Genomic DNA, 23,763 nt, shown 5'->3' on the forward strand with positions numbered 1-23,763 from the left:
CTTTGAAGTTAATATATATATCTATAGTACCCATTGACTGAGGGCTTGGCTCACTCCATGGTCATCGTTTGAACTAGTGATTTCATCGGCCGCCGCTTGAACTTCCTCAGGCGCGTTAGCCATAGCTATTCCCAGCCCTGCTAACTTAAGCATAGGGATATCATTAAAATTATCTCCTATAGCTAGACAGTTTTCCATGGGCACTTGATAGAGTTCAGCGATTTCGCCTAAGGCATTTTCCTTGGAAACACCCTTAGCGGTCACTTCTAAGTAATTGTCCTTAGAGAGGTAGAAGTCACAATACTGAAAGTTCAGTGATTTAAGATAAGTTTCTAAGCGACTGATTTGGTTGGGTTGATCAATGAGGAGAAATTTATTAATTCCAATCCCCTCTTCAAGTAAAGCCTGAGGGTCTTTAATAATCGGGCTATCCTGGGTAATGGCGACTTCTTCATCCGTCCAAGGGCTCTTAGCATTAGCGTACCAGTCTGCTCCGGCATAAGGGTTGATAGAAACCGTAGGAAATTGGTTTTGGAGGATGTCAATCAGTTTTCCGGCTTCATTGGGATCGATCACATGGTTAACCAGGGCTTGGTCAAGTTTTTCCGGATCGCTAGGTACAATCAAGGCCCCATTATAGGTAGCAATCGGGTTCTGATCAAGTTCTAATTCCCTGGCTAAGCCATACATGCCCCGGGGTGAGCGGGCAGAAGCTAGGACAAAGGTAATCCCCTGTTTTTTGAGAGCTTTTATCTGGTCCTTCAATTGGTCATCGACCTGGTGGTTAGAATCGAGAATGGTTCCATCAATGTCACTGATTACCAGTTTAATCTGAGCTTGTGTCATGATCTTCTTCCTTTCTGTCGGTTTCAATAACTTCCAATCCATCAATCTTTTTAATCACTTCAGGGGCTTGGCTAGTGATGAGATAATCAATTTCTTCCAGGCTCCCCGCTTGGTAGTGGCCGCTTTGTTGGAACTTCTCCGCTTCGGCTAAAAGAACTATGGTTTGCGAATTTTTGATTACCACTTCCTTAAGCTGGCTGTCGGCCTGGTCGTCATAGGAGATTTTCCCATCCTTTAAACCCGCAGCGCCGATAAAGGCTACATCAAAATAAAGCTGGTCAAGCTGCTTGAGGGTATCTAAGTTAGCAAAGAAACGGTTCTTTGGATAGTACTTTCCTCCTAAGAGGTTAAAGTCTACCCTTTCCTTCTCAGTAAAAATCAAGGCATTATCTAAAGAATGAGAATATACCGTTATAGGTCCTTCACTTATTTGGGCCAGTTGGCTAACCACGGTCGAGACATCGAAAAAGTAAAAGCCCCCCCTTTGGAGAAATTTTTGTGCGACTTGAGCAATGGCCCGTTTAGCTTGGGTCGATTGCTTAGAACGACTCTGGTAAGGAGCAATGACTGGCACTTGCTTGGGCAATATTAAGCCCCCATGGGTACGGTGGGCGAGTCCTTGATCTTCCAGTAAATTAAAATCCCGGCGGACCGTATCTCTTGAAACACCCAAAGCTGCCGTCATTTCCTTAGCCGTTAAACGCCCCTTGTCTTTTAATTCCTTCATGATTAGTCTTAAACGTTCCTCTTGGTACATGGTGGCCTCCTTTCTACTATATTTTTACTTGCTGATTTTATTTTAGCATGTTTTTATGCATTTGTAAGTTATTTTAAGTAATTGTATGCTTTTATCGATGCTTTTAAGTACCGATAACTTAATGAGCATTCGTTCTATTTAGAAATCTAGTCGTTTCTACTAACATTTCTATTAACTTTTTTAGTGAGCATAAAAAAGAGGCCCCAAGAATGCTTTAAATTCAACATTCTTGAGTCCTCTATTGAAATCATTATCACCCGGGCGGGATTCGAACCCGTGATTCCGCGCTGAGAACGCGGCGTCTTAACCCCTTGACCACCGGGCAGTGTCTTGCGTCATTTCCTGACGACAATAACTAGAATACGCCTGATCTTTTCATTTGTAAAGACTTAATTTTAATGAATGTGGTTTTATATAATCAATAATGAAAAGAAAGCTGAAAAATTTGCCTAAATCCCATATAATTACTACTATAAGGGATGAATAATCCGTATAATTAACGAAACCAATTTAGGGGAGGTTTTTCTATGACAGAAAATCAACGTCTACTCGACCAGTTTGTGCCTGACCATTATGACATCTTCTTGGACATTAGTCGCCAAGATAAGCGTTTTATTGGGACTACCACCGTCAAGGGCCAAGCTCTGGGTCAAGACATTGTTTTAAACCAAAAATATTTAACCACGGAAAAAGTCACTGTGGATGGCGAATTAGCTTCTTTCTCACAAGATGACCAAGCGGAAACCTTAACCATTGCTAATGATAAGGAAGGTCAAGTGGAAGTCGCAGTGACTTACCATGCAAACTTGACCGACTCCATGATGGGGATTTACCCTTCTTATTATGAAGTGGATGGTGAAGAAAAGCAGTTGGTCGGCACGCAGTTTGAGACTACGTTTGCCCGCCAAGCCTTTCCTTGTGTGGATGAACCTGCTGCTAAGGCCACTTTCACCTTAGCTATTAAATTTGACGAACAAGAAGGCGAAAGCATTATCGCCAACCAACCTGAGGTCAAATGCGAAGACGGCGTTCACTACTTCGAAGAAACCGTGCGCATGTCTAGCTACCTGATTGCCTTTGTCTTCGGCGACCTGCAAAAGAAGATCACCCATACCAAGTCTGGGGTTGAAATCGGCGTCTTTGCGACTAGGGCTCACGCGGCTAAGGAACTTGACTTTGCCTTAGATATCAGTAAACGCTCGATCGAATTCTTCGAAGAATTCTACGACACCCCCTACCCGCTGGAACATTCCTACCAAGTGGGTCTTCCTGACTTTTCTGCCGGAGCCATGGAAAACTGGGGGCTAGTAACCTACCGGGAAGCTTATCTATTGATCGACCCAGATAACGCCTCCCTACCAACCAAACAATTGGTGGCTACCGTGATCGCCCACGAACTCGCCCACCAATGGTTCGGTAACTTAGTCACCATGAACTGGTGGGACGACTTATGGTTGAATGAATCCTTTGCCAACATGATGGAATATGTGGCTATCGATGCCCTTGAACCAGAGTGGAAGGTCTGGGAACTCTTCCAAACCTCTGATGTCCCAGCCGCTTTGGAACGTGATGCAACGGATGGCGTCCAATCAGTCCACGTTATGGTGAATGACCCAGCAGAAATCGACTCCATCTTCGACTCTGCCATTGTCTACGCTAAAGGAGCCCGTCTCTTAGTGATGGTGCGTTCCTTATTAGGTGACGACGACCTCCGTAAAGGGCTAAAAGCTTACTTTGAAAAACACCAATACGGCAACGCTGAAGGTCAAGACCTCTGGGACGCCCTTTCTCAAGCTTCCGGCTTAGATATTGGGGCCATCATGGATTCTTGGTTAGAACAACCTGGCTATCCAGTGGTATCAGCTAAGTTAGTGGATGGCGATTTAGTCTTAAGCCAAGAACAATTCTTTATCGGTCAAGGCGAAGACCAAGGACGCCTCTGGCAAATTCCACTCCAAGCGAATAACGACCAAGTGCCAGAAATCATGACCGAGTCAGAAGTGACGATTTCAAACTTCCAAAAAGGCGACCAAGCCTTAAGACTCAATGTCGGAAATAACTCTCACTTTATCGTTGATTACGATGAAGAACTCTTAAATGACATCATTGATGAATTGGACCAATTAACCGCTATCGACCAACTCCAAGTCTTACAAGACTTGAACCTATTAGCCAAAGGTGGTCGTTTATCCTACGCTAAGCTTATTCCTTTACTGGACAAATTAGCTAAAGCTGAATCAGCCATTGTCCATGAAAAAATTGCCGCAATCTTATCGGTATTGAAAGACTTTGCCCGTCCAAATAGTGACGAAGAAGCAGCTATTAAGGAATATATCCGCTCACTCTACCATGACCAAGTTGAAAAGCTAGGCGTAGAAGCTTGGGTAGGCGAAAGTCTGGAAGCCGAACTCAGTCGTCCAACGATTTTGTCTGCCTCTCTCTATGCTGAAGACAAGATGGTTATTGAGGGCCTCCATGAACTTTACTTAAACTCTGGTGGTAGAGAAAACAAGGAAAACCTACCCGCTGACCGCCGTGCCCTGCTCTTGAAGAATGAAGTGGTTAACTATGGTAGTGATGACCTTTACCAAGACTACCTCACTGCCTACCAAAAATCAGCTAACCCAAGTCTCAAGGCTGACCTCCGTCAAGCCCTAACCGCTTCTAAGGATGAAGCCTTCTTAGACCAAATTGTGGGTCACTTCCAAGAAGCTAATGTGATCAAGCCTCAAGACTTACGGGCTTGGTACCGTGGAGTTCTCGCTAACCCAGTTGGGGAAGAAAAAGCTTGGAACTGGCTACGAAATAATTGGGACTGGCTAGAAGCCAAAGTCGGCGGTGATATGGAATTTGCGACTTATATCACAGTCACTGCAGCTATCTTTAATACCCAAGAACGCCTTGAAGAATTTAAGGACTTCTTTGAAGAAAAAGTCGATGTCCCTGGACTAGGCCGTGAAATCCGCATGGACATCAAGGTTATCGAAGGCCGGGTCGACTTTATCGAAAAAGAAAAGAATGCTGTCCTAAGCTCTATCAAAACCGCTAACAATAAATAAAAAATGAAATATGCCAGCCAGCATAAACTGAGATCGAGTAGGACTCTGTCCGTTAATCGGACAGAGGACCTCTCACACCACCGTACGTACGGTTCCGTATACGGCGGTTCAATATCTTAAATAGGCAGACTCCGCCAGGAGGGTTAATGATTTTAATCCCCACTAGCGGAGTCTTTTTGTTGTCAGAGCGTTGTGCACCTCCGGTGTTTTAGATAGACGCCAATATTTCTTACGTGAGAAAGCAATACGTTTCGCACTATCACTATCTAATCCTAACCGCATGAGGCGTACAATCTTCGTTTGACAGCTTTTCCATCGCTTCAAAATGAGTTGCCTTAGGCGATGGTTTAACCATTGTTCTATTTCTTCAATATAAGTTTTAATATAACCTATTCCAAAATAGTTGATCCAACCTTGTGTCACTTGGTTGATCTCTTTTACAATGGTTTTAAAGGTGCCTGGTCGCTTTCGACTTGTCAGACGTTTTAACTTCGCTCTGAATTTCTTCTTTGCTTCATACGTCGGACGAAAACGACACCCCTTTCGGGTAGGCATGATAAGGCAACCCAAGAATTTTAAACGGGTTGGCGAACCCACTTGACTCTTCTCATGGTTAACTGTTAATCGAAGATCTTTCTCGATGTAAGTAGTAATACTCTTTAATACCCGTTCGCCTGCACGTTTTGATTTAACGAAAATCGCAAAATCATCTGCATAGCGCACAAAACGATGCCCACGGCGTTCTAATTCTCTATCCAGTTCATTCAAATAAACATTACATAGAAGCGGTGAGATGACACCCCCTTGGGGGGTGCCCGTATAACTATCAATGAATTGACCAGACATATCGATAACGCCTGCACTCATAAAACGTCTGAGGATACGTGATATTGCCGGATCTTTAACCATTCCTTCTAAGTAGTTAATCATCTTATCTTGATTAAAATTATCAAAACAGTTCTTGAGATCACAATCAACGACAATTTTATAGCCGGCTTCGTAATATTCGACACACTGTTTCAGTGCACTATGTGCACTCTTACCTTTACGAAAGCCATGGCTATTTGATGATAGTTGAGGATCAATGATTGGTTCAATAATTTGTCGAATGGCTTGTTGAACAATCCGATCCCTGACAACAGGAATGCCTAATTGACGAACTCCCCCATTGGCTTTGGGAATTTCTACCCGTTTCACCGGTTGAGGTTTATATGTCGCGTTTATTAGTTTCTGTTGTAAGGGTTTGAGGTACTTCCTTACTTCGGCTTCCGCAGATTTCGCGGAAACCCCATCAATACCAGCTGCTCCTTTGTTCTTTCGAACCGCTTGAGCCGCTCGCATGAGGTTTTCTTCTCTGACGACGAGACTCATTAGAGACCCATCATGTCTTTTCATATATTCAATAGCTGAATTACTAAGCGCACCTACATACTTTTCAGGTTCCACCTTATGCCTTTGTAGGCTGCGTTGCTTTCGCAACTTTTCTGCTTTTCTCATAATTGAGCTACCTCCCATCTAATCAAACATTGATATTGTTCAGTCCTTCGTTTCCTTAGAAAACTACTATGACTTCGGCTGATTTCTCACAGTAAACCTTTTTCGACCGGCTTCTTATAAGGGGACTCCTGCGCCGTCTGTGAGATCTCCCTGGGTAAGAACGACAACTTTCTACTCATGTCACTGCTTCATCTACTGTCTCAGATTCGTGCAGTATTGGACTTCACTTTGTTTCGCAAGCTCATCCATCTTTTGACAGCCTTTCTTTATGAAGTTTCTGTACGTCAGTGCAAGTATTTGCCTCCAATTTCCTTCAGATTCCACCTCACGGTGGACACCCTTGTCTTTAGCTAACAGTTCCTACTGCAAAGGTCTGTAGTGGACTTTCACCACCTAGTTGTCGCCCATGCCAGGCGCACGAATAAAAAGCAGAAGCACCTTTCAATGCTTCTGCTTTTTTCTTGATTAAAATTTTCAAAGGGGGCAAAAAATAGCATATTAACCAAATAATTTGACAAGTTTACTTGGCATGTTATCCTAAGAGTGTGCCAAGTATACTTGGCAAGAAAGGTGGAATAAATATGAAGGAAGAAGAAAAAGAACGCATTCTAGCTAAATATCGCTCAAACAATCAGGATGAATATCAGCAACACCTGATTAAGAAAGCCGACGACTATGGTTTCGCCGCTATGTGCGTGGTAGCCATTATTTTAATGGCCATCAAAGCCATAAATGGACAGAGCATTGCTGATATTGAAGTCCTGTTATTTACCTTTATATCCGTGAATTTCTATAAACGCTATAAAATCAGTCAAGAAAAATCTGCCTTAATCCTTTTTATCTTTACCTCGGTATTGAATATTGCCTTTTTCATTCGCTTTATAAATTCTAGCTTTGGGGCAGCCTAATGGATAAAGAATTAATCTTACACAACCACCTCAAAGCAATCCGTAAAGAAAGAGGCTTAAGTCAGCAGGCCTTAGCCGACATGATCGGCGTCTCACGGAACTCGATTTCATCGATTGAAACTGGGCAATTCAACCCCACCGCTAAATTAGCCCTCATTCTTTGTATCGCTTTAGATTGTCAATTTGAGGACATGTTTTATTTTAAAGATGAGCTGTCTTAAAGAAAGACGTCTAGTTTTAGGGCTAGACGTTTTTCTACTTAAACTTAAATCTCATTATTACGTAATTGCTCAACAATTTGACTGGCTTTTTCTTGTTCTTCGTCTGAGAAAGTTGGATAATGAGGATCGATTTTTTCAATGACTTCAATCAAAGCTTGGGTGGCAATTTTCCGGGCTAGCCAAGGGTTGTCAGCGGGCAAGATATACCAAGGCGCATAGTCACAAGCGGTGTTTTGCAGCATCTTCTCAAAGACTTCTTGGTAGAGGTCCCACTTCTTGCGGTCCTCAATATCTGAGAAGGAAAATTCATGGTTCTTCTCCCGTTCTTCAATCCGCTCTAGGAGTCGCTCCCGTTGCTTATCTTTGGACATATGGAAGAAGAATTTGACCACAGGAAAACCATTCTCACACAGATACTTTTCAAATTGCAGAATTTGCTGGTAACGTTTTTCAACTACTTGGGGATCATCACGAATTTCACTGGGTTGGTCATCGGAATCCAGGGAATCGTGAACTTGGGGTGCAATAATATCTTCATAGTAAGACCGGTTTAAGATCGCAATCGTCCCTCTTTCCGGCATCCCTTCATGCATGCGCCAGAGATAATCATGGGCAATTTCATCGTCTGAAGGCTGCTGGTAGGAAGTCACCTTGAGGGCCTGGGGCTGTAAGGTAGAGAAGATATAGCGGATCAACTCGTCCTTCCCCGCCGCATCCAAGGCTTGCAGAGCCACTAAGAGTCCGTGGGTTCCTTCCGCAGTCAAACGATCATGCCAATCCACTAATTGAGGGACCAAGCTTTCATAGATCTCTTCTTTCAATTTTTCGTCTTCAGCCTCACTTAAATAAGCTGTTTGAAAATCAGCCAGGCTGAAATTGCCATCGGTTACTTTAAAATCTTTAAATTCCATAGCAGATCTAATCCTTTCTTCAAAAACGTGAAAATTAATTAATTTTAATTTAACATGAAAACGTTTTTATAGAAAAAGAAAAGACTTCAGTCAAGCCTTAAAATGTTCTGTTACCCTTTAAAAATTTCCCTTACGAAACTCTTCTAAAATTAAAGCTGTGGCCCTTGAGTCGTTAAGACTATCATGGGCGCGATTTTGAATCCCATAATAAGCTTTCACCGTAGTTAATTTATAGTTAGGCGTGCGGATGGGACTCAATCGCGCCATCTCTAAGACATCTATGTGCGGTAAAGGACTCAGGTCAATGCCGGTATTGGCTCTCAACATAGGAATATCAAATTTCTTACTATTATATCCAGCTATTGGCAGATCCTGGATAAATTGAATAAAATTAGTAATCACCTGGTCCATGGTGGGCGCAAAAAGAACATCTGCATCAGAAATTCCCGTCAACTGGGTAATCTTGGCTGGGATGGGACGCTCAGGATTAATCAATTGGTCAAAAGCGCCGATCTCTGTACCATCTTTAAAGTAGACGGCTGAAATCTGAATGATCTTACTGGAAAAGCCTAGCCCTGTCGTCTCTAAGTCAAAGGCAACATATTCACTAGGGACTTGGCTAAAAATATTATAAGTCATGTATCAAAAGTCTCCTTTTCTCTTGGCTAAATCAATCTCCACTAATCGATTGAAACTTAGCCGCCATTTATCGCAAGTCTATCATATGAAAATTTTCTATCCTTGAAAAGGAAAAACCACCCTTCTCCTTAACAAGAGAAAGGTGGTCCATATTAAATGCCTATCAGTCTGAGGAGGTAACCTAACAAGGGACCGTAGAAGGCATAGTCGGTTTCTGCTAAGACCCGCATGATTTGTGCGTAGTCCCCTACCATAGGTAAGAGGAGAGCTTGACCAAAAATTAGGATTAAGCCATTGGTGAAGGAAGCCGCAATCGCGCCACGTCGTCCACCAGTACTATTACCGAAAATGGCCGTGATGGCACCGGTAAAGAAGGTCGGAATTAAAGCGGGAAAGACTGGAATGGGGTAGCCAATTAGCCCTAAAACAAAGACACCCAAGAATCCTGCCAATAAACTCATTAAGAATCCAACAATCACGCTGGTGGGATGGTTAGGAAATAGCAGAGGTACGTCCAGCCCAGGGATAGCATTTGGAATTAACTTGGCTGAAATACCGTGGAAGGCCGGAACAATTTCCGCTAAAAGCATCCGGACCCCAGTAATAATCACCGTAATCCACATCCCAAAAGTAAGGCCATTAATTAAGCTAAAGGAGAAAATATCTTGCCCCTTAGATACTTGGTCAACCACAAAGCTTGGCCCAGCTAGGAGGGAAAGTCCCAAGAACAAGGCCATCATCACTAAGGATAAGGCAATAGTCATTTCCCGTAAGAAACCGAGGGCTTTAGGAAATTGGATTTCTTCAATGTCATGACTGCCCTTACCCACTAATTTACCTAGCAAAGCGCCAATCAATAGCCCGACTGAAGAAGAGTGCGCTAGGGTAAAGCCTTGACCGCCTTTGATATTCTTCATAAAAGGATAAACATAGGCACAGGTTACCGTTAAGTAAACGCCAAGAATAATAGCACCAATAATAACAATGGCTGCGGTAGATAAACTGGTATTAAATTTTAAAAGCGCTGCAATTAAACCTGCATAGAAGAAGGATACATGGGCACTGAGGTGGACGAACTTTAAAGGTGTGAAACGAGCAATTAAAATATTAAGCACAAAACCTAAGGCGAAGATCAAGGCCATTTCAAAGCCGACACCTTCGAGACCACCCATGGCTTGGTCAAGACTAGGAACATTAACGTTGAGATTGAAGATCTTAATAAACATGGGTTGGAGTGGTAACAAGGCCATCCCTAGGAATTTCCCACCCTCATTAATGAGAAGGAAACCAATCATGGCCTTAATCACAGAAGAAATCACCTTATCGAAGGACTTCTTTTGAATCAGCAATCCAATTAAGCAGACCAAACCGATTATAAAGACCGCCTGGGAAAAAATCGTTTGAATAAAATAAAGTAAAAGATTCATCGAACAGCCTCCTCTTCGCTAACTAGGTTAAGGATTTGGCTTCTTAAATATTCTTGGTCCAACATGTTGTCCATGATAATTAAGTGTTTTACCTGTCCTTCTAAACGTTCAGCAAAGGCTGAGGAAGTGATAATCACATCATAGTCATAAGGGTTGAGTGAGGAAATATCAGCAGCTTCCACACTACCGTCGATGCCTTCATCGGATAAAATATTTTGCGCAAACACTTTCAACATCACGCTGGAACCTACACCAGCGCCACAAACTGTTACAAATTTCATAAGTCAGTTCCTCCTAAATGTCTTAAATCTGCTAAAATGGCTTCTTTATTACGAGCTTGAAGCCACTTCTCTTTAGTTGTTTCTGACTGCAAAAGCTGAGCCAGTTGCATCAAAGCGGCCAAATGTTTTTGACTATCAGTAGCACTCAAGCACAACATTAACTGAACGGGATCATTACTTGGATGAGAAAAGACAATCGGCTTTTTAAAAGTCACCAGGCTAAAGCCCGTTTTCAAAGCACCCTCTTCCGGTCGCGCGTGGGGGAAGGCAATTCCCGGGGCAATCACAAAGTAAGGCCCTTGGTCGCGGTAACGGTCAAGCATGGCTTGGATATAAGAGTGATTAATTAAGCCATCTGCTTCCAGCAAATTTCCGCCAAACTGAATCGCTGCCTCTGGACTATTGAGCTCGACTTGCAAGGTGATTCGATTGGGGTGGATAAGGTCTGTCATGTGCTAATCTCCTCTACTAATGATCTGAAAACTTCCGGATGAGAACAGAAAAAAGCCGCATAGAAAGGTTATGCGAACTTGTGTAAAAACTCACAGTTCAACATAACCGCCATCTATGCGGCTTCATTCTCTTCGATTACATCCGGCATAGACTCCTCTTCAATTGGGTAACCAAAATAAAGCGAGTCTAACCGTTCTTAGTTATCTCACTTTACTCTACGCCAGCCTTGCCAAGAAATGAATACTAAAGTCATGATGTAATCTCCTTAATAATGTTTTGATTTACTGATAGTTTAGCCTGTCCAAGGACTACTGTCAACTTAGGAAAAAGGATCAAGAATGATCGGTTTTAGTGGGGCTGTGATTTATTTTTGGGATTGGGTTAATTTTTTTAGTGCTTTTATGAGTCGATGTAATAGAAAAAGCCCTTGTTGAGCTCGCTGATGGAGGAGCTGGCAAGGGCTGATTGCTTGGTATAAATAGTCAATCTTTGCTGAAAGAAAGCCTACAACTTTGGACCATATTTGTAATACTTAGCCGCATATTAATTTCTACCTACATAAGTGTATAAATTGCGACAAGAAAAACGTATCGCTTTTTCGTTAACTGATAATTCAATCCATACAGACAAAAAGTCTGAACCCTCGTTACTAATGTTGATACTATCAGCAATTACAATTTCAATCCGTGCATGCGTGAAGTCTGCGACAAGCGAATTTCACTCATGGTTTCAACAATTCTTAATTTCAATCCACGCAGGCGCGTAGCCTGCGACGATATATGGATGATCAGAAGTTTAAGTAGGAGGATTTCAATCCACGCAGGCGCGTAGCCTGCGACCGGCCAATTTAGTCCATGGCGACAAATTGGAGCTATTTCAATCCACGCAGGCGCGTAGCCTGCGACCCGGCCAATTTAGTCCATGGCGACAAATTGGAGCTATTTCAATCCACGCAGGCGCGTAGCCTGCGACCCGGCCAATTTAGTCCATGGCGACAAATTGGAGCTATTTCAATCCACGCAGGCGCGTAGCCTGCGACACGGCCCTAAAGAAAGATGGCGGTTAGTCCACTTATTTCAATCCACGCAGGCGCGTAGCCTGCGACCCGGTAGAAAACCCAATACCATTCGCATATTGCGATTTCAATCCACGCAGGCGCGAAGCCTGCGACGCAAACAAGAGATCTACGACATGATCAGAAAAATGATTTCAATCCACGCAGGCGCGAAGCCTGCGACACTCACACTACCTTCTTTAAAATCTAAGCCCATATTATATTTCAATCCACGCAGGCGCGAAGCCTGCGACGTTAATGAAATACAGAAAGAAACCAGTTGTTATTATTTCAATCCACGCAGGCGCGAAGCCTGCGACGTAGAGACGAGGGGTTAACCTACGGATCAGCGTTATTTCAATCCACGCAGGCGCGAAGCCTGCGACGTCCATGATGAGGCGATCGCAGAGGTACCAAAAGATTTCAATCCACGCAGGCGCGAAGCCTGCGACAGCTCTTTTTACAAGTTTTCACTATATTTTCATAATATAAGTGTTATAAAAAGAGCAAAATAATCACTTATATTGTATTTTTGAGTCCAAAATACAAACGAAGCTACCGATACAATTCTGTGTGCTTGGGGTTCGTTATAAGAGTAAGACATCCTTTTCAGGGTGATAGGTATCGTCCCGTCCTAAGGTTTGTACTCGATGATCCCAATTCTTACCCAGATTATAGAAACGAATCGAGTCGACTTCACTATCTATGATACCATCTAATTTCGATTTAACGAGTGCCAATTGCCCAGGATCTAAGCTACATTCAAAAACGGAATTTTGAACGCGTTGACCATAATCAACACAGACCTTAGCCACCTTACGTAAGCGTTTCTGGCCAGCCTTACTTTCGGTATTCACATCATAAGTAATTAACACCATCATCTTAAATCACCTTTAACTAATAAATGCCGGATAGTAGTCAATGTCTCCACGGATATACCTTGCCAATAGCTGCGCTTGCACATAGGGAATTAGGCCTATACTAATCTTTTCTTTCAGATAAGGATGCTTAATTTCCTGTTGCTTTCTTTTCTGCCAAGCATTGATCACTTTAGTTCTGCCATCATCATTTAACAAAACAGCAGAATTTTCCTTCACTTCAAAGTCAGCCGCTTTAATTTGCTTGCGATTAATCAAAGAAACGACCAGACGATCCACTAGATAGGCCCGTAATTCTTCCATCATATCCAAGGCTAAGCCTGCCCGACCTGGTCGATCGGTATGAAAGAAACCAACATAACTATCTAATCCGACTGTTTCCAATGCCGATTGGACTTCGTGAGTAAGCAAACTATACAAAAATGACAGAGCTGCGTTGACTCGGTTGAGTGGGGGGCGTCTCGAACGAAAGACAAATTTAAAATCCTCTTTCTGGTGAAGGATAAGCGAATCAAATAACTGAAAGTAAGTCCGAGCTCCATCACCTTCAATCCCACGCAACTCATCACTTGTTGTGACTGCTGGAATACTTAATACATTTTCTTTTATTTTATCACAAGCTATTTGAATTTCTTCTAATGAGTCTAAACGCTTCTTGTGATCGTTCATTAACCGCAAATAGTTTTTACGACTATTAATTAACTTGGCTTCGATCATCCACTTGGCGCATTGGAGTGCTCGTTCATCATCAGCTATCCGGTACTGTTCTCTGCGCAATAGGACATTACCATTGGTTTTACCGATGAACTTCCCACAAAAATTACCACTTGGGGTCAAAAAAGTTAAGGAGATCTTATGCTCATTACATAATTTAATTAAGGCCGGGCTAACACCCACATAATTAAAAGTAACAATATCTTCTAAAATATGAATGGGAAATCGTCTGATGATTTTCCCATCCAATTTGATAATAATGTTTTCTCCTTGACAGCCTAAATAATAATCTTCATTAGTGATATATAAAGTATTTAATAATTTTCTCATGTTAGATCATCATCCATCGTCTTAATCATATAGGCCTCATAGTCGAAATCTGGACGCAAAGCATAAGATAAACTTATATCCCGCAAGGAATCACCCTTATCATCGGGGGATTCTTTTAAACCAACATTTTCTTGCTTAGCGAAAGTCTTATGCATTTCATCCGCGAGCTCTTGGACTAGCTGGCGGTATTCTTTACTTATTTCTACTTTCATTCGATGCTGGGTTTTGCCATAAAAAAGATAAGATTCGTCAATAGTAGTATTCAAGTTCTCTTCTAAGCAGATCACCTCAGCAACTAATTGAACAATATCGCGCAAATCCTGCTTCGGTTTTCCCCGTTTGAATTCAATTATCCGAGGAAGCCATTTTCCCTTGCGGTTGGCTAATTCTACCCCATGCTCTTCATCTTTTGTGAATTCGACCACATCTAAAATACCTGTTAAGCCTAATTGATTGGAAGAAACTGGAAGAGCTCGTGAAATAAAGCGATTCTTTCTTTTTTCTTTTAGATAAGGATTATCTGCTTTTTCATGCAACAATTGCCCTTCAATCGTATACTGATTATCAGCCCATTGCTGTTCTAAATGAATCAAACACCACTGGCGCTTAGAATAGTAGAAGTGCTGAATCCCTGAAAGCATCAAATAATCGTCTTCATCATAGGCCATGGAAATGCTCTACTTTCAGACCTGCTTCTTGGTATTTTTTCAACTTATCCTCATCGAGATGAATGCCATAATCGTCATAAGAATGAATATCTAAAGTAGGCACTTCCTCATATTTTAGGAGGTTAAAGACTTTACCACTTGATACCACTCCGATTTTACTTGGATGGTCGAACCAATAAATATCAACCACTTCCATGCTGCCCTCAGGTCTTGCTGCAGAAGCGTCATTAACAAATAAAGTGCGCAGACATTCCTTGACTAAGTCAGCATCTTCTTCAGAAAATTGAGTCTTTTCAGCAAAATAAGGATTAATGCTGCCCTTAATGACATAGACACCATAATCGACATATTGCTTAGAACCCATGGTATCTGAGGCTCTATCATTACCTTTTTCGGCAGCGTTAGTGCTCCGTGTAATCTGCATGGAAACGACCTCAACGGGAGATAAGCTCTTGGCCATAGCAATTGAAACCGGACCACGGATTCCAATTGATTTACTATCATAAGTCACCACTTGCCCAAATGACCGTACATCCACCCAATTTTCACAGAAAACTTTAGCCATTTCTTCATTTGGCATCTTTTTTCTGTCTTTTGGTTCTCCAAAAGCGGCTTCATAACGACTTTGCAGAGAGAGATAGCCATCATCGATCCGGTCATTGGCCTTCACAAAGATTTCGTGGCCTTGGTCCTGCATCCGGTTTCTTAATTTACGCTTCAAACAAACATCAGTAATAATTCCATAACCGCCAATATCAGTGCGGGGATAATTTCCCGCTAGCGGATCCCCATTAGGATTAGCATTTTTTACTTCAATCGTTGCGATAAAATCAATCTTATGGTCTAAACTCATTATCAATTCCTCCTATTTCGCTTCTACTGGATTATTTTTACTGCTTTTCTTATAAATTTCACGTTTTTGTGCTTGATAACCTAAGATGAAGTCAAAGCCTACCTTGCGATTACCCTGCTTTGCATCAACCTCCAAGTCATCAATTTGGTTAAGGATTTCCCGCTCAAAGCGTTCATAACGACGGTAATATTTACCATCCTTTTTCAAACGAATTCGGTAAGGCATAATTCGTTCATTGACCACTTGGAAGGCATCCATGGGGTAATTCATCAATTGACTCCAGTACTTTTCAACATTGGTTACTTTAATTTTCTTCTTACTATCTTCTGAATCATTGACCGGAGAAGCAGTAAGTTCCATGACTTCGTAAACCGCAGCTAAACGGCCGTATAAATAACTTAAACTTTGGTTCTCTCTATCCACAGCTTCACTCACTTCTTTCTTTTCATAATCCCAATAGTATTTTTTCATAATCGCGCAGGCATAATTCACTAAAGTCAGCCAGGTTTTTCGATAGCGATTTCTTTGTGACACATTGAGAGCCATTTTTTGAATAATATCCAAAGGAAACTTCCGACCATCCACTAAACATGGCAATAGCTTCTGATAGACGAGGTTTTGAACCTTGTCTTTAGCTGGTAAAATGCGCTTTTCTTCACTAATCCCATAAGTAAAACGAGCAATATTATAAAATGAAGGAGATTGCACATGACGATAACCAGGAGCTCCGAAGGTCCAATAGGTCGATTCATACCAGACAGCGAGTTGGTCTACATATTGGTCTAAAGCTATCTCTCTGAAATATTTAATGGCGACTCGGCCATTACTAATCTTTTGAATAAGTAAAACAAAGAAATCTTCCAAGGTGATATCGCGATCTTTTTCCTCCATTTTGCCAATGAAGGCTTGTCGAAAGGCATTAGCATCCAGCTCATCAGGTTTATAGTCAAATGTTTCCATAGTCCCCATATCTAATAGCGATGCATCTGAAGCCGAAAAGGTATTATTATCATCTTCATTCTCGCTAAAGAAGGTTTGCCCTTCAACCAAGGGAATCTGATTATCCTTAATATGTTTACTAGACCAAGTCAACAATACGCAACCATCCTTCATATAGGTGGCAGTTTCCCGATTATCCATCAAGTACTTCAACATATTATGAATTTTCTGAGAGGTCTCATAACCAATACTAGTTACCTTATCCTTATCAGAAATTCTACCTTTATAGGTTTCAATATGGTTACTTACCGAAATCAATTTGGCATTTCCGATAATACCCCGGTGATTTTTGGCACAAAACATCTCCTGACCAGAAATTTGGCAAATTTGATGAGGTAATTGATCCAATTGCGATTGGACAAAGGCAATATAATTTTGGTGTAAAGCCTGACTATTTGAAACAGAAAAGTCTTTAGCGTCAATTTGTAAGATACGGAAAGTAATAAAAATAGTCGAATTGATAGTATTTTTCTTGTCTTGATAGTCAAATTCGATCTTTTTATCTTTTAATACCACATTTTTAGCGTCTGGAGATAAAGAATGGATAATGTCTTCTGTCAGACTTTGACTTTTCAAATAATCAAAAATAGTCTTTAAGTGCCCTTCAACAGAACTCCCTTGACTGTATGAAAACCAATCTTTTAATTGGTCCAAATAAGCTTCAAACTTATCTTGATCAAAATCGGGACAGAGATAGGATAATTGGTCGGCTAATGCATGAGGAGCAGTCTTACTTCCCGAGCGCACGATGGATTCATGGGTAATCGGGAAAATAAGGGCCTCCCCTTCCTCTAAATAATCAGCACTATGAAATTTCCCCTGCTCATCTAAAACCACTTCAATAGTATCTTTTTTACCTGCTGAGCGATTAGAATGAAAGATCGGTAATAGAACCGGATCCCCTTTGCTGAGATTTTCAGTTTGATCCACCAGACCATTTTCTTCACATTGTAAGTATGACTGATAGAGACTGGTTAAGACATTCATTGTTCTGTTCCCTCCAATCCCATGGCTTGATATTCCTCATCGACTAGAGTCATATTTCCTTCATTAAAGGTCTTAAAATGATAATCATTGACTACTTGCTGCATTTGACAATCCTCAGGCCGACAGAAACTTATCTTACCTTTCTTCATTTGGATCGGAGTGTAATTACTATATAGTTTTAAGTCTTCTTCTGCTTCGTTGCCAAGCTGCTCATCTGGGTAGGTGAAGCTATGGAACATAATCCCATAGCTGACATTCGACTCCCTATAATAAGATTCTCTAGCAGTTTCATAGTAGTCTTTTTCGGATAAACGCTCGACAAAGCCCATACATTCGCTCGTTCCCAAGAAAATACTGCGTCGCCCTCCGCGCTCTAAGGACCGTAAAATAATCGCTTGGTGCTTGAATTCATTGCGGTCCTTAGCTAAATCAGGACGATTAAGGTTCCATTCAAAATGAAATTTAATTAAGTAGTCAACATCGCTAAGATAGGTATAATTGCTGAGATCATTACCCGGCTTTTTTCCGGTAGTTATAATTGGGCGAGCACCCATCGTCTCGGTCACTATCCGGTTCATGACTACTAATTCATCAATAACAATATAAATCGTGGGTTTCCAATAAATTTGTTCAGTAATCCCTTTTATAGCTTGGTAGGTGGGAATTTGGTAGGTAAACTTCTCCCCACCGCCTTTAGTGACTGGATCTGTAAACAGCGCATAGTCTCCATATAGGCGATAATAAAAGGGTTTAGACTGAAAATGATTAGTCTCTCCCATAAGGGCTCCTTTCTAAACATAAAATACTTAATTAGTTTATAAGATAAAACTCTCCATTCCCTCATCCTTCAAACCAATTTCTAAGGCATCACCACTCTCATCAGAAGCATAATATTCTTCTAATAGGACTAGGATTTTGCCGTCCAAATATTCCTCAACCTTGCCTTGAAGCTTTCCTGAATAGTGAACTTGGATAGTATAGGGTTGGAGGCATTTTAGTAGCCGCTTTAGATGCTTGAAGTCATAATCGTCAATGGCTTGCCGCATTTGATCCAGCAAGTCGCGGTTATGATAAGGAACAATCACTGAAATCGTCTCTTGCTCAATAAGATTAAATTTTTTAGCGACCGTATTGAAAGCCTGGGCAATCATATATTTATCCGATTTTTTACTTTTCTTGCGCACATAGTTGTTCCAAGCTAATAAGTCGATGACGTTTTGATCTTTAAGCGGCCACTTCATCTCGAGAGTATAATTCATATCTTCAGGTGGATTTTTATATAAGTTCCGATAATAAGATGCTACCAAGGACTCTAAGGAAAAACTCTGCCCAAGTTGGTTAATCCCCTCTTGGCGTAGAACCTTTCCAGCAGCTTCCTGACTGGCTTTTATTTCCTTTAAGTAAGTTAAATCTTCTTCGGCATAATCAATTAGTTTAAACAGTCCCTTATCCAAATGACCATTGCGATTGCAACGCCCGGCCGCTTGGACCAGGGAATCGATACCTGCCAGGGAACGATAAACAACATTGAAATCCAAGTCTACCCCTGCTTCGATCAGTTGGGTGCTGACCACAATGATGGGTTGATCGTGAGATGTTTGCATCTGCTTTTTAATCTTTTCGATTTGATTTAAACGGTGCTTAGCACACATATTAGTGGTTAAATAATAAAGTGAATCAGCCTCAAAATACTCTTCTAGGGCTTGGACCAAAGTATTAACCGCGGATTTGGTATTTAAAACAAGAAGAATACTTTGGAATTCCTCAGCATCTTCTTTTATAAAGGCTACTAATTGATCAGTTGAAAGCCTCTGCTTACTAGTCTGATCAATATAATTAAGAGCTTCAATCCGTTGAAATGATTCCTCCGCTTCAGGATGCAAGGGAACCAGATTAGGAGACGAATCTTGAAACTGTAAAGGATAATCTAAAGACTTGTCCGCCAGGAGCGGCTGGGTCGCAGTGCATAAGATCACCGTTGTTCCCATTACCTCAGTTAGAAAATTCATCATTAAATTAAAAGGATAAAGGACCTTAATAGGTAAGCTTTGAACTTCGTCTAAAATAATGACTGATTGGGCTAACTGGTGAAAGCGTCTAATTTGACTAGCCTTGCCCTTAAACATGGTCTGAAAGAACTGAACCATAGTGGTTAAAACAAAAGGCGCCTGCCAAGAATCAATAAGGTATTGTTGTTGACGGTATCTCTGACTCTGCTGATCTTCCTGCCCGTCCTCTTCCACGATATTAGAATGGTGTTCAAGAATAGCATCCTCTAACCTACTTAAAACGCTTTCAATTTCTTTTGCATTTTGCTCAAGAACAGATAAAAAGGAAGTCACGTAATAAACATGGTCTTTTTCCATAGTCTTGGCTCGGTTAACCGCATAACGAAGGACTGCTTGGGTCTTACCCGATCCAGTTGGTAAAGATAATTGCAAGGCTGAATCAGTTGGATCACCAGCACGATCCTTAAGCTGATTAGAAAAGTTCGTCCGCCAATAATTGATAGCTGAATCCCCAGCAAATTGTCCATAATAGTTAGCTTGGTCTTCCACACAATCAGCTGCTTGGTTAAAAATACCCGCCCTTTCCTGCCTATCCCAGCGATATTCAGAAAGTTCTATTTGATCCCAATTGGCTGAATCATAGATATCGCCTTCTTTAAGGATGGATAAGATAAGTCGGACTAAGCAATGGAGATAGAAATGCAAAGCATTCACCGCATAGTTTTGATCACTGTCTTCTTTAATCATCGATAGAGCCATTTTCCTGAAACGATTCCAAAGCACTTGAAACTCAGCTACACCCTTTTGATAGATCTCTTCCAGGGAATAACCATATTTTTCTCGAGTCACTTCGCTTAATTCTTCACAATAAGGCATGACCTGGCTGTCAAAATGATAGTTTCCATCTTCATCATAGTTAAAACGTTTTTCCATGTTAATGGTAGACGGATTCTCGAGATCTATAGCGTCAAATAGACCATGGTGGGCATAAATCACGTATTGGAGGACTTGGCTATAAATATAGCCAGTTTGATTTTTGGGCATCACTTTTTTATTTAAATAGTCGACTATCCTGCCCCCAGCAGAGGAGTGGTTGACTCTTATCTTTTTGCCTTTTTGGATATAATCTTGAAAATTTTGATCGGCCTTTCCCACGTCATGAAGAACTCCCGCTAGAAAAGCTGTCCAGCCTAAATTCAGTCTGACTCCGGCTTCATAGCAATAGTCGGCCACATTGACCAAGTGATCTGTTAGCTCTTGGACTGCTCCGTCTTCATTTTTATGAGCGATTAGCAATTTATCATCTCCTCCCTCAAAATTATACAGAAGTTTTCTTTTTACTGATTCCATGTTATAGTAATTATGTCAGTAAATCAACCGATGATTTACTGCGGATTGAAATTGTATTATTTTCACTTTAGTGAAAATTAGCTAGGTAAGGTCATTTTAGACACTACCTAGCTATTTTATGAATAATATTTAAAGTAAAGACCTCTTACTATCAGCCTATGAATTTATAATGCACATATAATCGTTACAAAATTAATGCGTTTAGAATTTTTTATGTAGATCTATTGTAGAAAGAAGATGATTACATTAACGAGAAAGACTACTTTCAAGAAAGATTAAATGATCAAATTAATTGGTATGATTCTAAAAGTCAGCATCATCAAAAATGGTATAAATGTTTTAAAATAGTAGAACTAGTGTCTGGTTTTGGCATTCCTATAATCACTACCTTAAAATGCCCATTTTTTGAAGTTGTTAGTGTTATATTTTCAGGTCTAATATTATTTTCAGAAGGCATTATAGCTTTATATAGCCACCATGATAACTGGGTGGAATATCGTAAAATTTCAGAAATGCTTCAGCATGAAAAATATATGTTTCTTACGAATACCGGGGTGTATTCTAATGAAAAGATACCATTTAAACTCTTAGTTGAACGTGTAGAAAGTATAATTTCTAGTGAAAATATCAATTGGGCAAATATGGAAACCGATCGTAAAGTAAAGGAGAATTAAACCTATGAGACACAAATGCTTTATTTCATTCAAATATAAAGATTTAGAATATAAAGAACGCCTTCAGAATGATGACACTATTAAAATCGATATGATTGATAAATCATTAGACGAACCTATCAATTCAGATGATCCCGATTATGTCATGAGAATAATTAGACGGGACTACCTAAAAGATTCTACTGTAACCTTGCATTTAATTGGTAAATATAGTGCTGAAAATTCTATATTCGAAAATCAATATTATATAAAAAAAGAACTTCAAGCATCATTATCTGATACTGACCTCTCTAGTAAAAATGGTATTTTAGGAATTGTTTTACCTGAAATGTATGATGATATTTACATAAGGGAACGTACTTGTTCTGAATGCGGGAAAAAAATTAGTATGTTAAATTTGAACGATGATACCACTATTACAGAATTTAGTTATAACTACTTTATCCCAAACAATAAATGCCATTGGTCATTTGATGATAGATACTGTGTTCTAGTGAAATGGGATAATTTTATAGAGAAACCAAATTTCTATATCGATTTAGCATTTGATAAGCGCGATGAACCTATTGCAAAGAAAACTAAAGTTCGTCCAAAAAAGAAATAATTTCGTATGTCTTTTCAAATATCTCTGATTTAACTGGATATTGCTCTCCGTTAACACCAGTAACTATCCAGTCTCCCTTTTTTGCAAGCAACTTACCCTCTAATGTATTAATTACTTTATCTTGAGTAGTCTGATATGCGGTTACTTTTACTGGCTTTTTTACAGCGTAAACTTTTCGTTCTTTCATTCTAGCCCTCCTGCTTCTTTTAATTTTGTCAACCAACTCTTTATTATTTAACTTATATAAATCATGTATATTAAATATTACCCTAGAATACTTCTTGCCCTTTTCGGCAACTACTAGCATAGTTAATTCTTTTAATATTCGAAAAATTAACTTTGTTTCATTTCTCTTAATACTATCATAATTTCTAAATATTTTTCTTTTATACTATTCAAAAAAATAACAAAATATGATTTTCGAATCACAATAGCAATTTGTAATATTTGTATATTTTAGATTTATTAATTTTTATAAACTGACAAAATACGTATAAGATAAAAAGTCATTTTTAAGTATTTCCTGAATATTTATACTAATAATTTGGATATCTGTTAAAGAACTAAATATTAATATTTAACTATTTTATATAATTTAAAAATGCCGCAATTTTAGAGTAAACTTAAAAATAATTTTGATTCATCCGATATTTCTATATCATTTTCATCAATTAATTTACATATTTTTTGGGGGCTTGTAATTTGGTATTCTGAAGCAATTCTTTGGTAATAAAGCAAAACTTTTCTTACTATTTCTCTTAAATGTTTTTCATCTTTTTTAGTAATTATTTCAGGCTCACTACCATGAATATATTGTGATCTTTTATTATATAGATTCTTTATATTTGCATAAATACTCTCTTTTTCAGATTTTGAGCCGTTAAAAAAGGTTATCAAATTTGAAGCTCTTCTAGATATTGTTTCTTTTATTTTATATTTATCTAAATTAAACAAAGACTCAAGTGAAGAAAACAATAATACAAATTTATTATCAATTTGCGTTAAATTATAAGAATCAAAATAAAAATTTATTGCCCTTTTAAATCTATTATTCTTCTCTCCAAAATTCTCAATATAGTCAATATTAATTACCATATTTAATCGACTAATCAACTGTTGAATATCACTGTTACTAAATTCATTAAAATTATTTTGAACAAAAAGATCTTTAGATTGAGCACTAGAATCGATAAAACCATTATTATTGTCGAAAATTTTTATCGTTGCAGCCGGGAATGATATATTAATATTGGTCATAAGTTTTAATGTCTTTTCAAGTTTTTCTGATTCTATGACTAAAAAATCTGCAAGATTTTCAGGAATTTCTTCTTCATCTATCTTAATTTGCTTATTAAAGGTCAAAATTTTACTAGCTTGTCCATTTTTTTGAAAAGCTAATTTTATTACAGCTACCGGTGAGTAAAGATAATTATTTTGTAAATCTTTTGGTAATTTTTTCGCATCTACATCTTCGAAATGTGATTTAAAACCAGCAATTTCAATTCCTTCAATAGGATATAAGCCAGAGACTAGTAATTTCATTTTTATAATTCTTTCCATATGACACCTTCTATTGTTAAAAAATAAAAGCAAGATTGATTAATTTTTATCTGCTAAACATCACTCTTATTCAGCTAAATGCGA

General features: G+C 39.6%; 22 protein-coding genes, 1 tRNA gene and 1 CRISPR repeat array. Of the genes, 5 read left to right on the top strand and 18 right to left on the bottom strand.

Annotated elements, in window-relative coordinates:
- Positions 1–21: 21 nt before the first annotated feature.
- From CJ190_RS05400 to CJ190_RS05410, 3 genes are all read right to left on the bottom strand, one after another.
- Positions 22–846 (bottom strand): Cof-type HAD-IIB family hydrolase, encoded by an 825-nt coding sequence (locus tag CJ190_RS05400; RefSeq protein WP_064292718.1) that lies wholly within the window; start codon positions 844–846, stop codon positions 22–24.
- The gene (locus CJ190_RS05405; protein ID WP_064292719.1) at positions 827–1,603 is read right to left on the bottom strand and encodes a DeoR/GlpR family DNA-binding transcription regulator; all 777 of its coding nucleotides are present in this window, start codon (positions 1,601–1,603) and stop codon (positions 827–829) included. The genes CJ190_RS05400 and CJ190_RS05405 overlap by 20 nt, the downstream gene beginning before the upstream one ends.
- A 253-nt stretch (positions 1,604–1,856) precedes the next feature.
- Positions 1,857–1,928, bottom strand: a tRNA-Glu gene (locus tag CJ190_RS05410).
- A gap of 202 nt (positions 1,929–2,130) precedes the next feature.
- Here CJ190_RS05410 and CJ190_RS05415 point away from each other — a divergent pair.
- A complete protein-coding gene (locus CJ190_RS05415; protein WP_064292720.1) occupies positions 2,131–4,662 on the top strand; it encodes a M1 family metallopeptidase in 2,532 nt (843 codons plus the stop codon).
- Between the two features lie 162 nt (positions 4,663–4,824).
- Here CJ190_RS05415 and ltrA read toward each other — a convergent pair whose 3' ends face one another.
- On the bottom strand, positions 4,825–6,159 hold the full coding sequence (gene ltrA / locus CJ190_RS05420; RefSeq protein ID WP_284614181.1) for a group II intron reverse transcriptase/maturase: 1,335 nt from the start codon (positions 6,157–6,159) through the stop codon (positions 4,825–4,827).
- Positions 6,160–6,740: 581 nt separating this feature from the next.
- Here ltrA and CJ190_RS05425 point away from each other — a divergent pair.
- Positions 6,741–7,067: a DUF6442 family protein gene (locus CJ190_RS05425; RefSeq protein WP_064293048.1), complete on the top strand. Its 327-nt coding sequence runs from the start codon at positions 6,741–6,743 to the stop codon at positions 7,065–7,067.
- On the top strand, positions 7,067–7,288 hold the full coding sequence (locus CJ190_RS05430) for a helix-turn-helix transcriptional regulator (protein WP_064293049.1): 222 nt from the start codon (positions 7,067–7,069) through the stop codon (positions 7,286–7,288). Before CJ190_RS05425 ends, CJ190_RS05430 begins: the two co-directional genes overlap by 1 nt.
- A 44-nt stretch (positions 7,289–7,332) precedes the next feature.
- Here CJ190_RS05430 and CJ190_RS05435 read toward each other — a convergent pair whose 3' ends face one another.
- From CJ190_RS05435 to CJ190_RS05490, 12 genes are all read right to left on the bottom strand, one after another.
- The gene (locus CJ190_RS05435) at positions 7,333–8,199 is read right to left on the bottom strand and encodes a PPK2 family polyphosphate kinase (RefSeq protein WP_070598434.1); all 867 of its coding nucleotides are present in this window, start codon (positions 8,197–8,199) and stop codon (positions 7,333–7,335) included.
- 117 nt (positions 8,200–8,316) lie between these two features.
- On the bottom strand, positions 8,317–8,838 hold the full coding sequence (locus tag CJ190_RS05440) for a 3'-5' exonuclease (RefSeq protein WP_064293051.1): 522 nt from the start codon (positions 8,836–8,838) through the stop codon (positions 8,317–8,319).
- Between the two features lie 152 nt (positions 8,839–8,990).
- Positions 8,991–10,265, bottom strand: coding sequence for a PTS ascorbate transporter subunit IIC (locus tag CJ190_RS05445; RefSeq protein WP_064293052.1), 1,275 nt, complete (start codon positions 10,263–10,265; stop codon positions 8,991–8,993).
- The gene (locus CJ190_RS05450) at positions 10,262–10,546 is read right to left on the bottom strand and encodes a PTS sugar transporter subunit IIB (protein ID WP_064293053.1); all 285 of its coding nucleotides are present in this window, start codon (positions 10,544–10,546) and stop codon (positions 10,262–10,264) included. The genes CJ190_RS05445 and CJ190_RS05450 overlap by 4 nt, the downstream gene beginning before the upstream one ends.
- Complete coding sequence (locus tag CJ190_RS05455; RefSeq protein WP_064293054.1) at positions 10,543–10,998, bottom strand: PTS sugar transporter subunit IIA; 456 nt, start codon at positions 10,996–10,998, stop codon at positions 10,543–10,545. Before CJ190_RS05455 ends, CJ190_RS05450 begins: the two co-directional genes overlap by 4 nt.
- A gap of 677 nt (positions 10,999–11,675) precedes the next feature.
- Positions 11,676–12,505: direct repeats of the CRISPR family, unit length 32 nt; unit sequence ATTTCAATCCACGCAGGCGCGAAGCCTGCGAC.
- Positions 12,506–12,640: 135 nt separating this feature from the next.
- Positions 12,641–12,934 carry a CRISPR-associated endonuclease Cas2 gene (gene cas2, locus CJ190_RS05460; protein ID WP_064293055.1) on the bottom strand — a complete coding sequence of 98 codons (294 nt, stop codon included), beginning with the start codon at positions 12,932–12,934 and terminating at the stop codon, positions 12,641–12,643.
- A 12-nt stretch (positions 12,935–12,946) separates the two neighbouring features.
- Positions 12,947–13,975: a type I-C CRISPR-associated endonuclease Cas1c gene (gene cas1c, locus CJ190_RS05465; protein WP_064293056.1), complete on the bottom strand. Its 1,029-nt coding sequence runs from the start codon at positions 13,973–13,975 to the stop codon at positions 12,947–12,949.
- Positions 13,972–14,643: a CRISPR-associated protein Cas4 gene (gene cas4, locus CJ190_RS05470; protein WP_064293057.1), complete on the bottom strand. Its 672-nt coding sequence runs from the start codon at positions 14,641–14,643 to the stop codon at positions 13,972–13,974. Before cas4 ends, cas1c begins: the two co-directional genes overlap by 4 nt.
- Complete coding sequence (cas7c, locus tag CJ190_RS05475; protein ID WP_064293058.1) at positions 14,633–15,496, bottom strand: type I-C CRISPR-associated protein Cas7/Csd2; 864 nt, start codon at positions 15,494–15,496, stop codon at positions 14,633–14,635. Before cas7c ends, cas4 begins: the two co-directional genes overlap by 11 nt.
- 12 nt (positions 15,497–15,508) lie before the next feature.
- Positions 15,509–17,482: a type I-C CRISPR-associated protein Cas8c/Csd1 gene (gene cas8c, locus CJ190_RS05480; protein WP_064293059.1), complete on the bottom strand. Its 1,974-nt coding sequence runs from the start codon at positions 17,480–17,482 to the stop codon at positions 15,509–15,511.
- Complete coding sequence (gene cas5c, locus CJ190_RS05485; RefSeq protein ID WP_064293060.1) at positions 17,479–18,261, bottom strand: type I-C CRISPR-associated protein Cas5c; 783 nt, start codon at positions 18,259–18,261, stop codon at positions 17,479–17,481. The genes cas8c and cas5c overlap by 4 nt, the downstream gene beginning before the upstream one ends.
- A gap of 36 nt (positions 18,262–18,297) precedes the next feature.
- Entirely contained in the window at positions 18,298–20,787 is a 2,490-nt protein-coding gene (locus CJ190_RS05490) for a CRISPR-associated helicase/endonuclease Cas3 (RefSeq protein WP_064293061.1), read from the bottom strand.
- A gap of 299 nt (positions 20,788–21,086) precedes the next feature.
- On the opposite strand from CJ190_RS05490, the gene CJ190_RS05495 reads away from it, so the two are divergent.
- On the top strand, positions 21,087–21,515 hold the full coding sequence (locus CJ190_RS05495; protein WP_064293062.1) for a DUF4231 domain-containing protein: 429 nt from the start codon (positions 21,087–21,089) through the stop codon (positions 21,513–21,515).
- A 4-nt stretch (positions 21,516–21,519) separates the two neighbouring features.
- Positions 21,520–22,119 carry a TIR domain-containing protein gene (locus CJ190_RS05500; RefSeq protein ID WP_064293063.1) on the top strand — a complete coding sequence of 200 codons (600 nt, stop codon included), beginning with the start codon at positions 21,520–21,522 and terminating at the stop codon, positions 22,117–22,119.
- Here CJ190_RS05500 and CJ190_RS05505 read toward each other — a convergent pair.
- A complete protein-coding gene (locus tag CJ190_RS05505) occupies positions 22,094–22,306 on the bottom strand; it encodes a hypothetical protein (protein WP_064293066.1) in 213 nt (70 codons plus the stop codon). The two genes, CJ190_RS05500 and CJ190_RS05505, sit on opposite strands and share 26 nt — an antisense overlap.
- Positions 22,307–22,731: 425 nt before the next feature.
- A complete protein-coding gene (locus CJ190_RS05510; RefSeq protein WP_064293064.1) occupies positions 22,732–23,679 on the bottom strand; it encodes a HEPN domain-containing protein in 948 nt (315 codons plus the stop codon).
- Positions 23,680–23,763: the final 84 nt, after the last annotated feature.

Source organism: Aerococcus loyolae, from assembly GCF_002871915.2.
Lineage (GTDB): Bacteria > Bacillota > Bacilli > Lactobacillales > Aerococcaceae > Aerococcus > Aerococcus loyolae.

Bases quoted from the DNA above. Each gene is read 5' to 3' on its own strand.
- CJ190_RS05440 (WP_064293051.1), bottom strand. From the start codon at position 8,838: ATGACTTATAATATTTTTAGCCAAGTCCCTAGTGAATATGTTGCCTTT.
- ltrA (WP_284614181.1), bottom strand. From the start codon at position 6,159: ATGAGAAAAGCAGAAAAGTTGCGAAAGCAACGCAGCCTACAAAGGCAT.
- CJ190_RS05500 (WP_064293063.1), top strand. From the start codon at position 21,520: ATGAGACACAAATGCTTTATTTCATTCAAATATAAAGATTTAGAATAT.
- CJ190_RS05405 (WP_064292719.1), bottom strand. From the start codon at position 1,603: ATGTACCAAGAGGAACGTTTAAGACTAATCATGAAGGAATTAAAAGAC.
- CJ190_RS05450 (WP_064293053.1), bottom strand. From the start codon at position 10,546: ATGAAATTTGTAACAGTTTGTGGCGCTGGTGTAGGTTCCAGCGTGATG.
- CJ190_RS05400 (WP_064292718.1), bottom strand. From the start codon at position 846: ATGACACAAGCTCAGATTAAACTGGTAATCAGTGACATTGATGGAACC.
- CJ190_RS05415 (WP_064292720.1), top strand. From the start codon at position 2,131: ATGACAGAAAATCAACGTCTACTCGACCAGTTTGTGCCTGACCATTAT.
- CJ190_RS05430 (WP_064293049.1), top strand. From the start codon at position 7,067: ATGGATAAAGAATTAATCTTACACAACCACCTCAAAGCAATCCGTAAA.
- CJ190_RS05445 (WP_064293052.1), bottom strand. From the start codon at position 10,265: ATGAATCTTTTACTTTATTTTATTCAAACGATTTTTTCCCAGGCGGTC.
- cas5c (WP_064293060.1), bottom strand. From the start codon at position 18,261: ATGGGAGAGACTAATCATTTTCAGTCTAAACCCTTTTATTATCGCCTA.
- cas8c (WP_064293059.1), bottom strand. From the start codon at position 17,482: ATGAATGTCTTAACCAGTCTCTATCAGTCATACTTACAATGTGAAGAA.
- cas7c (WP_064293058.1), bottom strand. From the start codon at position 15,496: ATGAGTTTAGACCATAAGATTGATTTTATCGCAACGATTGAAGTAAAA.
- CJ190_RS05425 (WP_064293048.1), top strand. From the start codon at position 6,741: ATGAAGGAAGAAGAAAAAGAACGCATTCTAGCTAAATATCGCTCAAAC.
- CJ190_RS05455 (WP_064293054.1), bottom strand. From the start codon at position 10,998: ATGACAGACCTTATCCACCCCAATCGAATCACCTTGCAAGTCGAGCTC.
- cas1c (WP_064293056.1), bottom strand. From the start codon at position 13,975: ATGAGAAAATTATTAAATACTTTATATATCACTAATGAAGATTATTAT.
- cas4 (WP_064293057.1), bottom strand. From the start codon at position 14,643: ATGGCCTATGATGAAGACGATTATTTGATGCTTTCAGGGATTCAGCAC.
- CJ190_RS05435 (WP_070598434.1), bottom strand. From the start codon at position 8,199: ATGGAATTTAAAGATTTTAAAGTAACCGATGGCAATTTCAGCCTGGCT.
- CJ190_RS05510 (WP_064293064.1), bottom strand. From the start codon at position 23,679: ATGGAAAGAATTATAAAAATGAAATTACTAGTCTCTGGCTTATATCCT.
- cas2 (WP_064293055.1), bottom strand. From the start codon at position 12,934: ATGATGGTGTTAATTACTTATGATGTGAATACCGAAAGTAAGGCTGGC.
- CJ190_RS05505 (WP_064293066.1), bottom strand. From the start codon at position 22,306: ATGAAAGAACGAAAAGTTTACGCTGTAAAAAAGCCAGTAAAAGTAACC.